Source organism: Caballeronia sp. ATUFL_F1_KS39, from assembly GCF_023630985.1.
Classification (GTDB): domain Bacteria; phylum Pseudomonadota; class Gammaproteobacteria; order Burkholderiales; family Burkholderiaceae; genus Caballeronia; species Caballeronia zhejiangensis.
The window spans coordinates 253,059-266,978 of sequence record NZ_JALQDZ010000001.1 but is presented as its reverse complement, the minus strand read 5'-3'; the positions used below and the strand labels follow the sequence as shown (position 1 = coordinate 266,978).

Sequence of the window (13,920 nt, the reverse complement as noted above, 5' to 3'; positions counted from 1 at the left end):
CTTCTGGTTCCTCTTATCGCCAATTTCTTGTTAGAGCGCGTCGGCGCCGGTCTCGCCGGTGCGGATGCGGATCACCTGTTCGATTGAGGTGACGAAGATCTTTCCGTCACCGATTTTTCCCGTGCGTGCGGCGCGTTCGACGGCTTCGATCGCCTGATCGACGATGTCGTCCGAGACGGCCGCCTCGATCTTCACTTTCGGCAGAAAGTCGACGACGTACTCCGCGCCCCGATACAGCTCGGTGTGCCCCTTCTGTCGGCCAAAGCCTTTCACCTCGGTCACGGTGATGCCCGAGACGCCGATGGCCGAGAGCGCTTCACGCGCTTCGTCCAGCTTGAACGGCTTGATGATTGCGGTAATGAGCTTCATGTATCCCTCGCTGTGGTGTGCTGATCCTTCGATGCCGTCCATTGAAGCGTGCAGAAAAGGTCGCGCCACTTATGCAACTCGTATGCCATGCGAGCATCCATGCGGCTTTGCGCGATTTCGCGAAACAATCGCACGAAGGGTCGGCCGAACGGCTAACGCGGGCCGCGCGTGCTGGCGTCGGGGTAGGTTCATTGCTAGAGTGGTCCAGAGGTCCCGCAAAAAGGGGCATGGGCGGACAACGCGAGCGCGCGGCGGCGCTAAAATCGCGGCGCCTCAAGGGTGCTTCGACGCGCGTTCGCGCATTCGGCGGCGCGCACCAATATCGAACATTCGATAATTCGGGGCACTGACCTAACAATGAATGCACTTTTTTTGTGCAAGAAGGGAGAAACGATGAAGCAGCCCAACGACGTTTTCAACGATTTGCAGCAGAAGATGAGCGATCTCTTCAAGAATTCGCCCGCGAAAGACGTCGAACGGAATATGAAGGCGATGCTCTCGCAAGGCTTTTCGAAGCTCGATCTCGTGACGCGCGAGGAATTCGACACGCAGACGCAAGTGCTCGTCCGCACGCGCGCTCGTCTCGAAGAACTCGAAAAGCGCGTCGCGCAGCTGGAGCAGCGTCTCGCGGGCGGAAACACGGCCGCGCAAGACTGAGGCGCCAGCACTGCCTATCGCGTACCTCGGCTAGCGAGCCGTGAGTTTCTAGTTTTATTGCCGGCGCGGTCCATGCGCCGTTTCAGGTGAAATCATGTCGCTTGCCGTGGTACGCAGCCGCGCGCCCGCTCCTGGGCGCGCGCCCGAAGTCGTCGTCGAAGTCCATCTCGCCAACGGGTTGCCGTCGTTTTCCATCGTCGGTCTGCCCGATCTCGAAGTCCGCGAAAGCCGCGAGCGCGTGCGCGCCGCGCTGCAGAACTGCGGCTTCGATTTCCCCGTCCGCAGAATCACCGTCAATCTCGCACCCGCCGATCTTCCGAAGGAAAGCGGCCGCTTCGATCTGCCGATCGCGCTCGGCATTCTGGCCGCGAGCGGACAGATTCCGGCCGCAGCGCTCGAACATCGCGAGTTCGCGGGCGAGCTTTCGCTGACCGGCGCGCTGCGTCCGATGCGCGGCGCGTTCGCAATGGTCTGCGGCGCGGCGCGCCACTATGCATCGATGCGCGATGCAGCCCCGCCAATCCCCGAAATCTACGTGCCGCTCGCAAGCGCGGCGGAAGCGGCGCTCGTGCCGGGCATCGAGGTCTTCGGCGCGGCGGACTTGCCCACGCTCTGCGCGCATCTGAACGATGTCCCCGACGCCCGTCTGCGACCCGTGCAAGCCGCTCCGCTTCCCTCGACAGCCGCGCCGTCCGCGGATCTCGCCGATGTCATCGGCCATCCCGCCGCCCGCCGCGCGCTCGAAGTGGCGGCTGCGGGCGGTCATCATCTGCTGATGGTCGGTCCGCCCGGCGCGGGCAAGTCGATGCTCGCCGCGCGCCTGGCCGGCCTGCTCCCGCCGATGAACGACGACGAAGCGCTCACCTCCGCCGCGATCCTTTCGGCGAGTTCGCTCGGCTTTACGCCCGAGCAGTGGCGGCGACGGCCGTTCCGCGCGCCGCATCATTCGGCGAGCGCGGCGGCGCTCGTCGGCGGGCGCAATCCGCCGCAGCCGGGCGAGATCACGCTCGCGCATCTCGGCGTCCTGTTTCTCGACGAGCTGCCCGAATTCGACCGAAAAGTGCTGGAAACCCTGCGTGAGCCGCTCGAAGTCGGCCAGATCACGATTTCGCGCGCCGCACAGCAGGCGGAATTTCCGGCGGCCTGCCAGCTCGTCGCCGCGATGAATCCATGTCCGTGCGGCTGGCGCGGCGACCCGAGCGCGCGCTGCCGCTGCTCGCCCGATGTCGCCGCGCGTTATCTGCGCAAGCTGTCGGGTCCGCTGATGGATCGCATCGACATTCAGATCGAGTTGCCGGCGCTCTCGCCCGCGGAACTGTCGGCGCGCGGCACCGAGCGCGGCGAGTCGAGCGCCGTCGTCGCGGCGCGGGTCGCGGCGGCCCGCGACATACAGACGCAGCGTCAGGGCAAGATCAACCGCGATCTCGACGGCCGCGAAGCCGACGCCGTCTGCCGCCCCGATTCCGCCGGCGAAGCCTTGCTGCGCGCTGCGGGCGAGCGCTTCGGCTGGTCCGCGCGCGCGTACTACCGCGTGCTGAAGGTCGTGCGGACGATCGCGGATCTCGCCGGCGCCGATATGCCCGACGCGTCCCATGTCGCGGAAGCCGTTCAGTACCGCCGGGCGCTGTCGATCGCCTGAAGCCAGCGCGGACGCGGGGTGGTCCGCGCGATGCTAAGCGGAAAATTACTTGTCAAGACTTGACTTATGCACACTGAAGCGATCCGGGGCGGTCCTTCGTCTGATCAAACCCCGGTTTTGGCCACATTTCACAGACCATTGATTTTATTGAATTATTTAACTTGCCGCGAACGAAGGCAAACTAACGTAAACCGCATGAGTCGGGCTTTTGAGCGCTACCACACACTGTTTTCCACAAAGTTATCCACAGACATTGTGGATAGCGCAAAAAGTCCATATGAATCCGAGAATTAGCGCGTAAACTTCTGAAGGAACTTCGGCTATTTCCGACACACTAAGACACTTCTTAAGTTAGTGCCTGCAGAATTCGAGGCCTTCCTCTAAAACAGTTTGAACGACGAAAAGAACTGCTCGGCCTGCTCGGTCGGCGTCGTCTTGTCTGACACGATCGCCAGTTGATAGACGTGCGCGCCGCGCGCCACGAAGCGCGCGTGAATCGTCCGCGACTCGCGCTTCTCCCCGCCTTCGCCCTTCACCTCGATCTCGCTGCCCGACACGCGTCCGCCCGCCGCGAGGTCGATCTGCGTCGCACGCGCCTCGGGCTTCGCATTCACGTTGCGCGCGAGACCTTGCTGGAGGAAATCGAGTGTCGCGCGCTGCAATTGCGGATCGGCGCTCGGCAGCACGACCGTGCCGACGGCGAACACGGCGTCGCCGGCTTCTGCGGTCTGCATGTGCATCGTCATCGACCGGCCTGCGATGTCGATCTTGCGCTCCTCGGAACGCGGCTTCGCGGGCAGCGTCACTTCGTAGCCGTCGTCGTTGTTCGTCACGGTGCGCCAGTCGTATGAGGGCGTGCACGCGAGCAATGCGCCGCATGTGACAGTTGCGCACATCAGCTTGTTGGCGGAAGCAATATTCGGAAGAAAGCGCGCGGCCGCGCGCCGCAAACGGACAGGAAACACGGGGAAAACTCGTTTCATGAGGAATCGCTGCGTGAAAACCATCATTATCGCGCTGCGATGCCGGGCTTATCGGCGCGTCACGAACGCATCCCGAAATTGGCGCTAAAATACGCAGCAGTCTCCGTTCCGTTCGCCGGAGCGCCATCCGAGGTTCCCATGTCCCAAGCCACGCAAGAAACATCCACGCGCGCGAAGAGTCCGCTGCGTTACATCGTGATGGCGCTCGTCGCGGGCGTGATCGCCTGCACCGGGTATTTCGCCTTCGGCGGCCAGCAGAAAGTGCCGGACGCGACCTTCACGCTGCTTTCGGGACAGAAGATTTCGACGTCGGGCGATCTGAAGGGCAAGGTCTATCTCGTCAATTTTTGGGCGACGAGCTGCGAGACATGCATGAAGGAAATGCCGCAGATGATCGACACGTACAACAAATTCAAGGGCCGCGGCCTGGAGTTCGTCGCGGTCGCGATGAACTACGACGCGCCGATGTACGTCAACAACTACGCGCAGACGCGCAAGTTGCCGTTCAAGGTCGCGATGGACGACGGCAGCGCTGCCAAGCAGTTCGGCAACGTGCAACTGACGCCGACGACCTTCGTCATCGACAAGAACGGGAAGATTTTGAAGCGCTATGTCGGCGAGCCGACGTTCGCGGAACTGGATCAACTGCTCGACAAGGCGCTCGGTTCGGCCTGAACGCCTTTACGCGAAACACGCAGCCCGCTGGCGACAACCAGCGGGCTTTTTTATCGCTCGGACGAATCGCCTTTCACGACGATTCCGTATCGCTTGATCTTCTCGTACAGCGTCGCCTTGCCGAGCTGCAGCCGATCAGCCGCCACCGCGACCGCGCCGCCGCACTGCTCCAGCGCCTGCCCGATCACCGCGCGCTCGAACTGCTCGGTGCGTTCCTTGAGCGATTGCGTCGATGTGTCGAGCGCCGCCGCCGCACCGCTGTCGTCGAGAATGCCGAGCACCATGCGATCCGCCGCGTTGCGCAACTCGCGCACGTTGCCCGGCCAGTCGCGCTGCATCAGTTCGGCGCGCTGACGATCCGTGATGAGCGGCGCGGGCCGCTCGTAGCGCACGGCCGCATCGAGCAGAAAATGCTCGAAGAGCGGCACGATATCTTCGCGCCGCTCGTTGAGCGGCGGCAGCGTGATCGTCACCACGTTCAGCCGATACAGCAAGTCGCGTCGGAACGTGCCATCGGCGACGAGTTCGTTCATGTCGCCCTTCGCCGCCGCGACGACGCGCAGATTCGCGCGCACCGGCTGATTCGAGCCGAGCCGCTCCAGCACGCCGTCCTGCAATACGCGCAGCAGTTTCACTTGCAATGACAGCGGCATGCTCTCGATTTCATCGAGAAAGAGCGTGCCGCCCGACGCGTGTTCCAGCTTGCCGATACGCCGCTTCTGCGCGCCCGTAAACGCGCCGGCCTCGTAGCCGAACATCTCCGATTCGAACATCTGCTCCGGCAGCGCGCCGCAATTCACCGCGATGAACGGCTTGTCGCGACGCGGCGACATGTCGTGCAGGCTGCGCGCGATGAGTTCCTTGCCCGCGCCCGTATCGCCGTTGATGAGCACGGAGGCATCCGTCGGCGCGATGTTCGCGATCAGCCGGCGCACCTGCTCGATCGCGAGACTGCGCCCGATGATGCGGCTCTGCCCCGCGCCCGCCAGCTCGCGCCGCAGCGCCTGATTCTCGAGCACGAGCGTGCGGCGCTCCAGCGCGCGGCGCACCGCTTCGATCAGGCGCTCGGACGCGAACGGCTTTTCGATGAAGTCGTAGGCGCCGTCGCGCATCGCCTGCACGGCCATGGAGATGTCGCCGTGGCCGGTGACGAGAATGACCGGCACTTCGGGCGCACGCTCGCGGCATTGCGCGAGCAGATCGAGGCCGCTCGCGCCGGGCAAGCGGATATCGCTCACGATCACGCCGGGGAAACTCGCGTCGATCGCGCGCGCGGCGGATTCGACGCTGCCGTGCCCGATCACGTCGAAGCCCGCGAGTTGCAGGCTCTGCACGCTCGCGCGGCGCACGAGTTCGTCGTCCTCGATGAAGATCACCTGCAAACCGGTGGTCATGTGTTGCTCCAACTGTGTTTTCAAGCGCGCCGCAAAGTCAGCACGAACTCCGCGCCGTGCGAATGATCGGCGTCCGCCTGGGTGCCGCCTTCGGGACCGTCCGCGACGATCGGCGCCTCGCGATTGCGCGCGACGAGCGTGCCGCCGTAATCGCGCGCGATCGCCGATGAAATCGCAAGCCCGAGGCCCAGTCCCTGCCCCATTTCCTTCGTCGTGAAGAACGGCTCGAAGAGTTTCGGCAGCGCATCGACGGGAATGCCGGGACCATTGTCGCGCACGATGAGCTCGATCGTATCCGCGTGGCCATTCAGTTCGATGACGATGCGCGGCCTGTCACACGACGCGACCGCATCGAGCGCGTTGCCGATCAAGTTGATGAGCACCTGCTCCAGCCGCAAGTCCTCGCAACGCACGAAGATCGGCGCGCTGCCTTCGGCGAGTTCCGGCGCGATATCGATGACGACGTTCTTCATGCGCGGACGCAGCATCGAGAACACTTGGCGCAGCGCCCGCGCGACGTCGGCGCGCGCATTCTTCGGCCGCGCCTTCGTGACGAACAACTTCAGCTGATTCGTGATGTTGCCCATGCGCTCGGTCAGCGACGCGATCGCTTCGAGATTCTCGCGCGCCGCCGCCTGATCGCCGCGATCGATCAGCACGCGAGTGTTGTCGGAAAAACTGCGCAACGCGGCGAGCGGCTGATTCAGTTCATGCGTGATGCCCGCCGCCATCTGGCCGAGCGCGGCGAGCTTGCTCGCCTGAATGAGCTCGTCGTGCGCGGCGCGCAGATCCTGTTCGGCGCGCGTGCGCTCGTTCACTTCCTTCGTGAGTTGCGCGTTCGCTTCCGATAAATCCGCCGTGCGCTCCGCGACGCGTTGATTCAATTCGGCATACGCGGTCTGCAACATCTCCCGGCTGCGGATCATCTCGCGCACGCGCGCGCGCCGCATGCGCCAGTAGAACGCGAGCAGGCACAGCGAGACGAATACGAGCGCGGTGACGATGACCGCGATCTGCGCGCCGCTCTCGACGGGATCGAGCGCGGCCATCGTGATCAGTTGCCAGTCGGGTTCGCCGATGGAGCGATGCGTCGCGAGAAACGCCGGCGCATGGTGTCCGTCTCGCCCGCCGCCGCCGACGCGCACGATCTGCGCGCCGCCCTCGAGCGTCTTTACGATAGTCATCGGCAGCGGCGTGATCGCCTGTTGCGCGTATTGGCGCGTCGCATAGACGGACGCCTCGACGTTCTGCGGCAGCGGCCGCACCGTGTGATATTTCCACGCGGGCACGGACGAGAGAAAGATGACGCCGTGATCGTCGGTGACGATGAGCGGCTCGGATGCATCCGCGCCTTGCAGCCATTCGAGATTCAGCTTCACGACCGCGACGCCGATGATCTCTTTCGTGCCCTCGCGATAGACCGGTTGCGAGATGTAGTAGCCGGGCTCGGTCGAGATCGTCCCGATGCCGAAGAAACGGCCGGTGCTGCCCTTCATCGCGTCGATGAAATACGGCCGGAAGTTGTAGTCCACGCCGACGAAACTGTCCGTCGCGTTCCAGTTGCTCGCGGCAACCGCGATGCCGTTTGCGCGAATCAGATACGTGACGGTGGCGTGCGAGCGCGCGTTGAGGTCTTCGAGATAACGGTTCGCGCGCTCGACGTTCGCACGATCCGGATGATCGAGCGCGTCCTGCACGACCGGATGCCGCGACAGCAGATAAGGTAGATATTCGTAGCGGTCGAGCGTGCTCTTGAGCGTGTTCGTCGTGCGATCGACGCGCGCGGCGGCGTTGAGCCTCAACTCGTCGATGCCGCTTTGCCACGCGAGATGCCACGTGAGCGCGCAGCACGCCACGAGCGCGGCGAGAAGCGCGAAGAACACGACGATGCGGCGCGACACGTGAGCAGATTCCCGCGAAAGAGGATCTGCCATTGTGTCATAGGCTTGTGGCGAATCAGGCGCCGGAAACGACTGCGGCGAAGCACTCGCGGACTGAGGCTTCGCCGCTTGCATGATCGCTTCCGGCTTCAGTGCGGATTCAGACCGACTTCGCTTCTTCGGCGTCGGTCACGTCGACATCGCGCGACAACGCCGCCTTCAGCTTGCTGCGATCCAGCTCCTTCTCCCATGCCGACACGACGACCGTCGCCACGCCGTTACCGACGATGTTCGTCAGCGCGCGGCATTCCGACATGAAGCGGTCGATGCCGAGAATCAGCACCATGCCCGCGAGCGGAATCGTCGGCACGACGGCGAGCGTCGCGGCCAGTGTGATGAAGCCTGCGCCGGTCACGCCCGAAGCGCCCTTCGACGTGAGCATCGTCACGGCGAGCAGCGTCAGTTGCTGGCCCCACGAGAGATCGGTGTTGGTCGCCTGCGCGATGAACAGCACGGCCATCGTCATGTAGATGTTGGTGCCGTCGAGGTTGAACGAGTAGCCTGTCGGCACGACGAGACCCACGACCGAACGCGAGCAGCCGAGCTTTTCGAGCTTGAGCATCAGTTGCGGCAGCGCGGCTTCCGACGACGACGTGCCGAGCACGATCAGCATTTCTTCCTTGATGTACGCGATGAACTTCAGGATGTTGAAGCCCACCATGCGCGCGATCGCACCGAGCACCACGACGACGAAGACGATCGACGTCAGATAGAACGTGCCGATGAGCTTGAGCATCGGCAGCAGCGAACCGATGCCGTACTTGCCGATGGTGAACGCCATCGCGCCGAACGCACCGATCGGCGCGAGCTTCGTGATGATGCCGACCATGCCGAACAGGATGCTCGACAGACCTTCGATGAACGTCGTCACGACCTTGCCGCGCTCGCCGATATGCGCGAGCACCGCGCCGAACAGGAGCGCGATCAGCAGGATCTGGAGGATTTCGCCCTGCGCGAACGCCGACACCAGCGTGTCCGGGATGATGTGCAGGAAGAAATCGACCGTGCTCTGGCCGTGCGCCTTCGTCGCGAAGGAATCGACGGCCTTGTGGTCGAGCGTCGAAGGATCGACGTTGAAGCCGACGCCCGGCCGCAGGAGGTGCGTCGCGGCGAGACCGAGGATCAGCGCGAACGTCGACACGACTTCGAAGTACAGCAGCGCCTTGCCGCCGACGCGGCCGACCTTCTTCATGTCTTCCATGCCGGCGATGCCGGTCACGACGGTACAGAAGATGATCGGGCCGATGACCATCTTGATGAGTTTGATGAACCCGTCGCCGAGCGGCTTCATGTCGGTGGCGAGCGAGGGATAGAAGTGCCCGAGCGCGATGCCGATGATGATCGCGACGATCACCTGCACGTACAGGACTTTATGGATGGGTTTTTTCACGATGTTTCCAGGCGATAACAAGCAGTTGGCGGAAGTACGGCCAGCGGCGAGCGTTGACGCGGGGCGGGCGTGTGTGGGCACGTCTGAACGCGTCGATGGGCGATAGCCGCTTCGTCGACGGATCAGGGACGTTTGGATGCGAGAGGGGTCATCGGCTTGTCTCCTTGACTTTTATGGGCGGCTCATGGGCCGTGCCGTTTGTATCGCAAGGGCAATGCCAGGTTTAAGTTTCGCTTAAGCCGATGATTCTATGGGAGTTTTCTGAGCGGCTGGCGGCTTCGAATCCGGGATTCCGGAAATCCGGAATGCGGGCGTCCGGGGTTCTGGACGGTTAGCGCCTCGATTACGAGAAACAAAAAACCCACCGTCTCCGGTGGGCTTTCTCTCAGCGGAAGGGCAAAACCGGCGTCAAACCACGCCCGCCCCATGCGCCTGCACATCCGCGTGATAGCTCGAGCGCACCATCGCGCCGACCGCCGCGTGCGTGAAGCCCATCTTGTACGCCTCTTCCTCGTACATCTTGAAGGTATCCGGATGCACGTACGCCCGCACCGGCAGATGATGCTCCGAAGGCTGCAGATACTGCCCGATCGTCAGCATGTCGACGTCGTGGGCGCGCAGGTCGCGCATCACCTGAAGAATTTCCTCTTCCGTTTCGCCGAGACCCACCATCAGGCCCGATTTCGTCGCGACTTCCGGATGCAGCGCCTTGAAGTCCTTCAGCAACTTCAGCGAATGGTGATAATCCGAACCCGGGCGCGCTTCCTTGTAGAGACGCGGCACCGTTTCGAGGTTGTGGTTCATCACATCGGGCGGCGCGGCGGTCAGAATGCCGATCGCGCGATCCAGACGCCCGCGGAAGTCCGGCGTCAGAATTTCGATGCGCGTTTCCGGCGAATGCTCGCGAACCTGCCTGATGCACTCGACGAAGTGCGCGGCGCCGCCATCGCGCAGATCGTCGCGATCGACGGACGTGATCACCACGTATTTCAGCTTCAGCGCGCCGATGGTGCGCGCGAGATTCAGCGGCTCGTCGGCGTCGAGCGGATCGGGGCGGCCGTGTCCGACATCGCAGAACGGACAGCGGCGCGTGCACTTGTCGCCCATGATCATGAACGTCGCGGTGCCCTTGCCGAAGCATTCGCCGATGTTCGGGCAGCTCGCTTCCTCGCAAACCGTATGAAGACTGTGCTCGCGCAGGATCTTCTTGATCTCGTTGAAGCGCGAGTTGCCCGTCGCGGTGCGTACGCGAATCCACTCCGGCTTCTTCAGCTTCTCGATCGGAATGACCTTGATCGGAATGCGCGATGTCTTCGCCTGTGCCTTCTGCTTTGCAGTGGCGTCGTAAGCGGCGGGCGACGAAGCAGAAGCGGCGGTGTCGCCAGCCAGGTTTGCGGTTGCGTCAGTCATTCGGTCGATCCGGTTGTTGCAGCGGCAATTGCGGGGAGGCCGCCGATTTGAAGTGCCAGCCGTTCGGCCAGCACGAGAGCTACGTCGCGCCAGTCGGCCGCGACGCCGAGCGTCGCCATGTCGACCGTTTCGAGCCCCGCGTAGCCGCACGGGTTGATTGCGAGGAACGGCTGCAGGTCCATTCGCACATTGAGGCTCACGCCGTGATAACTGCAGCCGTTGCGAATCTTGAGTCCGAGCGCGGCGATCTTCGCGCCTTCATGCGCCTGCGTACGATCGTTCGCGCCTTGAGGATGCCGCGCCACGTAAATGCCCGGCGCGCCGGCCTTGCGGTCGGTCGCGAGATTATACGTCGCGAGGGTTTCGATCACGGCCTCTTCGATGCGCCGCACTAGCTCGCGCACCATGAGCTTGCGGCGGCGCAGGTCGATCAGCAGATAAGCGACGATCTGCCCCGGCCCGTGATACGTGATCTGTCCGCCCCGATCCACCTTGACGAGCGGAATGCCGCTTTCGGCGAGCAGCAGATGCGCCGGATCCCCCGCGAGACCGAGCGTGAAGACGGGCGGATGCTCGACGAGCCAGATTTCGTCCTGTGTTTCGGGCGTGCGGGCGTCGGTGAAGGCGCGCATCGCGTCGAAGCTCTGGCTGTACGGTTCGAGACCGCGCCAGCGCAACGCGACCGGAAAGTCACCGGAACTGAGCACGGTGGCGGGCGCGTCGTGGATTGCTTGTGGGATGGCGAGCGGTGTAGCGAACATGGTGCCGGTAGTTTACCGAAATAGCCCCATGCCCGCCGATGGTGAATTCGCATGCCTTCGATGGCAAATGCGAATACTTGGGGTCAGACGGTTCTCCATCCGGAGCGCAACCGCTGCGCGAGACGCTCGATGCGCGTCGAAACCCAGTGCATCGCGCGTTCGTCGCAGCGCGGCAGGATCGTGAAGACGACATAGGCCGGACGGTCGCCCTCGACGGAAAGCCAGAGCCGCTCGCGCTCGCGCAGCTTGAGATTGTCGCCGGGCACGAGCCAGTAATCCTCGATGTCGTTGCTTCGCGTCGCCCAGACGGGACTGCCGTGGACCATGAGACGCGTGCCGCGCGCAATTCTCATCGGCACGGTTTCGCCGGGCTTGATTTCGAAGGTGACGCTTGTTGATATTTCTCGCATGATCCACTCCGCCAAGGGAACGTTTCGATGACTACAATCCTAGGCGTGACAAGGCATCAGGCAAAACGATCAATTTTCACTGCTATGTGAGCTGTATTGACAACGACACCGCCGACAATCCATATGGACCTCCGCCAGCTTCCCGCCCTGAACGCGCTGCGCGCCTTCGAAGCCGCCGCCCGTCACGAGAGCTTTTCCCGCGCCGCCGACGAGCTTTTCGTCACGCACGGCGCGGTCAGTCATCAGATTCGCGCGCTGGAGTCGGAGCTCGGCGTGTCGCTGTTCGCGCGCGACGGCAAACGCGTGCGTCTCACCGATCGCGGCCGGCAGTACGCAGCGGAAGTGCGCTCGGCGCTCGTCGCGCTGGCGGAATCGACGCGCCGCATCCGCTCCGGCGATCGCGACCGGCGGCTGATCGTATCGACGATTCCGTCGTTTTCCGCCCGCTGGCTGACGCCGCGCGTCGGCAGATTCATCGAGCAGCATCCGGATATCGATCTCGAACTGCTGACGACGGCCTCGCTCATCGATTTCAACCGCGACGACGCGGACGTGGCGCTGCGTTTCGGCTACGGCAAGTACGCGGGTCTGCACACCGAGGAATTGCTCGACGAGGTTTTTTTCCCGGCGTGCTCACCGAACTTTCGCGGCGGCGCGCTGCCCCGCGTGCCGCGCGATCTGGAAAAGCTGCCGCTTCTGCGCTCGGACGACGAGCTCTGGCGTCCGTGGTTCGACGCCGCGGGACTCACCGATCTGCCCGAACCGAAGCGCGGCGTCTTGTATGAGGATTCGTCGAATTTGCTGCAGGCGGCGATCGACGGTCAGGGCATCGCGCTCGTGCGCCGTTCGCTCGCGATGCAGGAAATCATCGCGGGACGGCTCGTGCGGCTTTTCAATGTCGAAGGGCCGAGTCCGTGGAAGTATTACTTCGTGTGCCCGACCGCGCTGCTTCAGACGAAGCGCGTCCACGCGTTCAGGGAGTGGGTTTTCGAGGAAGCGGAGCAGTTCAGGCTGCTCTACGAGCGCACGCCGGCGGTGTGCGATGCGCCCGCGGGCAAGATCAAAGCACTACCTTGACCATCGGATGGCCGGTGAGCGCGCGATAGATATCGTCGAGATGCGCGCGATTCTGCGCGCGCACGGTGCAGGTGAGACCGGTGTAGTTGCCGCCCGAAGACGGGCGCGACTCCACACGCGACGCGTCGAAATCCTTGTCGAAAGCCTTGAGCACATCGACGATCGTGTCGTGGAATTCCGGATGCGTCTTGCCCATCACCTTGATCGGGAAATCGCAGGGAAAATCGAACAGCTCGTCGGCGCTGTGCTTGGCGCTGTCGGTCGGATCGGTGGCTTGTGGCTTGTCAGTCATGACTTTCTCCTTCACTTGCCGCGCTTGGCCTCTTCGGCGAACTCGCGCGCTTTGGCCCGCTGGTAGGCGTCGTACAGTGCAGCATAGACCGGACCGGGGCGGCCGTCGCCGACGCTCTTGCCGTCGAGCGTCGTGACCGGCATGACTTCTTTCGTCGCCGAGCTGATCATGACTTCGTCCGCCGAACGCAATTCTGCTTCGGTGATGTCGCGCTCCTCGAACGCGATACCCGCCTCGCGCGCCAGTTCCTCGATGAGCCCGTAGCGGATGCCTTCGAGAATGCGCGGTCCGCGCGGCGCGCCCAGCAGCGTGCCGCCCTTCACGATCCACACATTTGAGGACGAACCCTCGGTAAGCAAGCCGTCGCGCAACTGAATGGTTTCGAGCGCGTCGTTTTCGGCGGCGTGCTGCGCCATCAGCACGTTGCCGAGCAACGAGACCGATTTGATGTCGCAATGCAGCCAGCGTTTGTCTTCGGCGGTGACGGCGACGGCGCCGCGCGCGCGATCCGCCGCGCTCGGGAACACGAGCTGGCCGAGCATGACGAACACGGTCGGCACGATTCCCGCCGGGAACGCGTGCCCGCGCCGTTTGGCGACGCCGCGCGTCACCTGGATGTAGACGAGCGCATCGCCCGCGCCGGCGTTCTCCGCGATGACGCGATCGATCAGCGCGCGCCAGCCGGCGTCATCGAACGGATTGCCGATGCGAATCTTGCCGAGACTGCGATCGAGCCGCGCCAGATGCTGCTTCAGGCGGAACGGCAGACGCGCGCCGTCGGCTTGCGCGTAGAGCGGCACGACTTCGTACACGCCGTCGCCGAAGATGAAACCGCGATCGAGCACGGGAATGCGCGCTTCGGAAAGCGGTCCCCACTCGCCGTTCAGATAGACCGTCGGATCGAATGCTTCGGCTTGGCTCAT

The 13,920-nt window shown here is 63.6% G+C and carries 14 protein-coding genes; 4 read left to right on the top strand and 10 right to left on the bottom strand.

The window, feature by feature from the left end; genetic code table 11:
* Positions 1–30 precede the first annotated feature (30 nt).
* A complete protein-coding gene (locus tag NCR93_RS01330) occupies positions 31–369 on the bottom strand; it encodes a P-II family nitrogen regulator (RefSeq protein ID WP_008351794.1) in 339 nt (112 codons plus the stop codon).
* A gap of 393 nt (positions 370–762) precedes the next feature.
* Here NCR93_RS01330 and NCR93_RS01325 point away from each other — a divergent pair, with 393 nt between their 5' ends.
* Positions 763–1,026 carry an accessory factor UbiK family protein gene (locus NCR93_RS01325; RefSeq protein WP_008351796.1) on the top strand — a complete coding sequence of 88 codons (264 nt, stop codon included), beginning with the start codon at positions 763–765 and terminating at the stop codon, positions 1,024–1,026.
* Between the two features lie 94 nt (positions 1,027–1,120).
* Positions 1,121–2,665, top strand: a complete 1,545-nt coding sequence (locus NCR93_RS01320) for a YifB family Mg chelatase-like AAA ATPase (protein WP_175979755.1) — start codon at positions 1,121–1,123, stop codon at positions 2,663–2,665.
* A 380-nt stretch (positions 2,666–3,045) separates the two neighbouring features.
* Here the strand turns inward: NCR93_RS01320 and NCR93_RS01315 are convergent, their stop codons facing one another.
* Positions 3,046–3,648 (bottom strand): hypothetical protein, encoded by a 603-nt coding sequence (locus NCR93_RS01315; protein ID WP_250532135.1) that lies wholly within the window; start codon positions 3,646–3,648, stop codon positions 3,046–3,048.
* Between the two features lie 138 nt (positions 3,649–3,786).
* Here NCR93_RS01315 and NCR93_RS01310 point away from each other — a divergent pair, with 138 nt between their 5' ends.
* Entirely contained in the window at positions 3,787–4,323 is a 537-nt protein-coding gene (locus tag NCR93_RS01310) for a peroxiredoxin family protein (RefSeq protein WP_008351800.1), read from the top strand.
* A gap of 50 nt (positions 4,324–4,373) precedes the next feature.
* On the opposite strand, the gene NCR93_RS01305 is transcribed toward NCR93_RS01310, so the two are convergent.
* The 6 genes from NCR93_RS01305 to NCR93_RS01280 all read right to left on the bottom strand — a co-directional run bounded on the left by NCR93_RS01305 (position 4,374) and on the right by NCR93_RS01280 (position 11,628).
* Positions 4,374–5,717 carry a sigma-54-dependent transcriptional regulator gene (locus NCR93_RS01305; RefSeq protein WP_008351801.1) on the bottom strand — a complete coding sequence of 448 codons (1,344 nt, stop codon included), beginning with the start codon at positions 5,715–5,717 and terminating at the stop codon, positions 4,374–4,376.
* Positions 5,718–5,737: 20 nt separating this feature from the next.
* Complete coding sequence (locus NCR93_RS01300; RefSeq protein WP_502799839.1) at positions 5,738–7,732, bottom strand: sensor histidine kinase; 1,995 nt, start codon at positions 7,730–7,732, stop codon at positions 5,738–5,740.
* 25 nt (positions 7,733–7,757) lie between these two features.
* Entirely contained in the window at positions 7,758–9,047 is a 1,290-nt protein-coding gene (locus NCR93_RS01295; protein ID WP_008351804.1) for a dicarboxylate/amino acid:cation symporter, read from the bottom strand.
* Between the two features lie 408 nt (positions 9,048–9,455).
* Entirely contained in the window at positions 9,456–10,457 is a 1,002-nt protein-coding gene (gene lipA / locus NCR93_RS01290; protein WP_250532134.1) for a lipoyl synthase, read from the bottom strand.
* Positions 10,454–11,218, bottom strand: a complete 765-nt coding sequence (gene lipB, locus NCR93_RS01285) for a lipoyl(octanoyl) transferase LipB (RefSeq protein ID WP_250480235.1) — start codon at positions 11,216–11,218, stop codon at positions 10,454–10,456. The genes lipA and lipB overlap by 4 nt, the downstream gene beginning before the upstream one ends.
* A gap of 83 nt (positions 11,219–11,301) precedes the next feature.
* A complete protein-coding gene (locus NCR93_RS01280) occupies positions 11,302–11,628 on the bottom strand; it encodes a DUF2917 domain-containing protein (RefSeq protein ID WP_033536549.1) in 327 nt (108 codons plus the stop codon).
* Between the two features lie 123 nt (positions 11,629–11,751).
* Here NCR93_RS01280 and NCR93_RS01275 point away from each other — a divergent pair, with 123 nt between their 5' ends.
* Entirely contained in the window at positions 11,752–12,705 is a 954-nt protein-coding gene (locus NCR93_RS01275) for a transcriptional regulator GcvA (protein WP_008351810.1), read from the top strand.
* On the opposite strand, the gene NCR93_RS01270 is transcribed toward NCR93_RS01275, so the two are convergent.
* Together NCR93_RS01270 and NCR93_RS01265 are read right to left on the bottom strand one after the other, a co-directional pair.
* The gene (locus NCR93_RS01270) at positions 12,689–12,997 is read right to left on the bottom strand and encodes a DUF493 family protein (protein ID WP_034470775.1); all 309 of its coding nucleotides are present in this window, start codon (positions 12,995–12,997) and stop codon (positions 12,689–12,691) included. The genes NCR93_RS01275 and NCR93_RS01270 overlap by 17 nt on opposite strands.
* An 11-nt stretch (positions 12,998–13,008) precedes the next feature.
* Positions 13,009–13,920: a D-amino acid aminotransferase gene (locus NCR93_RS01265; RefSeq protein WP_008351813.1), complete on the bottom strand. Its 912-nt coding sequence runs from the start codon at positions 13,918–13,920 to the stop codon at positions 13,009–13,011.

Coding starts and splice junctions, on each gene's coding strand:
- NCR93_RS01330 (WP_008351794.1), bottom strand. CDS start 369: ATGAAGCTCATTACCGCAATCATCAAGCCGTTCAAGCTGGACGAAGCG.
- NCR93_RS01325 (WP_008351796.1), top strand. CDS start 763: ATGAAGCAGCCCAACGACGTTTTCAACGATTTGCAGCAGAAGATGAGC.
- NCR93_RS01320 (WP_175979755.1), top strand. CDS start 1,121: ATGTCGCTTGCCGTGGTACGCAGCCGCGCGCCCGCTCCTGGGCGCGCG.
- NCR93_RS01315 (WP_250532135.1), bottom strand. CDS start 3,648: ATGAAACGAGTTTTCCCCGTGTTTCCTGTCCGTTTGCGGCGCGCGGCC.
- NCR93_RS01310 (WP_008351800.1), top strand. CDS start 3,787: ATGTCCCAAGCCACGCAAGAAACATCCACGCGCGCGAAGAGTCCGCTG.
- NCR93_RS01305 (WP_008351801.1), bottom strand. CDS start 5,717: ATGACCACCGGTTTGCAGGTGATCTTCATCGAGGACGACGAACTCGTG.
- NCR93_RS01300 (WP_502799839.1), bottom strand. CDS start 7,732: ATGCAAGCGGCGAAGCCTCAGTCCGCGAGTGCTTCGCCGCAGTCGTTT.
- lipA (WP_250532134.1), bottom strand. CDS start 10,457: ATGACTGACGCAACCGCAAACCTGGCTGGCGACACCGCCGCTTCTGCT.
- lipB (WP_250480235.1), bottom strand. CDS start 11,218: ATGTTCGCTACACCGCTCGCCATCCCACAAGCAATCCACGACGCGCCC.
- NCR93_RS01280 (WP_033536549.1), bottom strand. CDS start 11,628: ATGCGAGAAATATCAACAAGCGTCACCTTCGAAATCAAGCCCGGCGAA.
- NCR93_RS01275 (WP_008351810.1), top strand. CDS start 11,752: ATGGACCTCCGCCAGCTTCCCGCCCTGAACGCGCTGCGCGCCTTCGAA.
- NCR93_RS01270 (WP_034470775.1), bottom strand. CDS start 12,997: ATGACTGACAAGCCACAAGCCACCGATCCGACCGACAGCGCCAAGCAC.
- NCR93_RS01265 (WP_008351813.1), bottom strand. CDS start 13,920: ATGAGCCAAGCCGAAGCATTCGATCCGACGGTCTATCTGAACGGCGAG.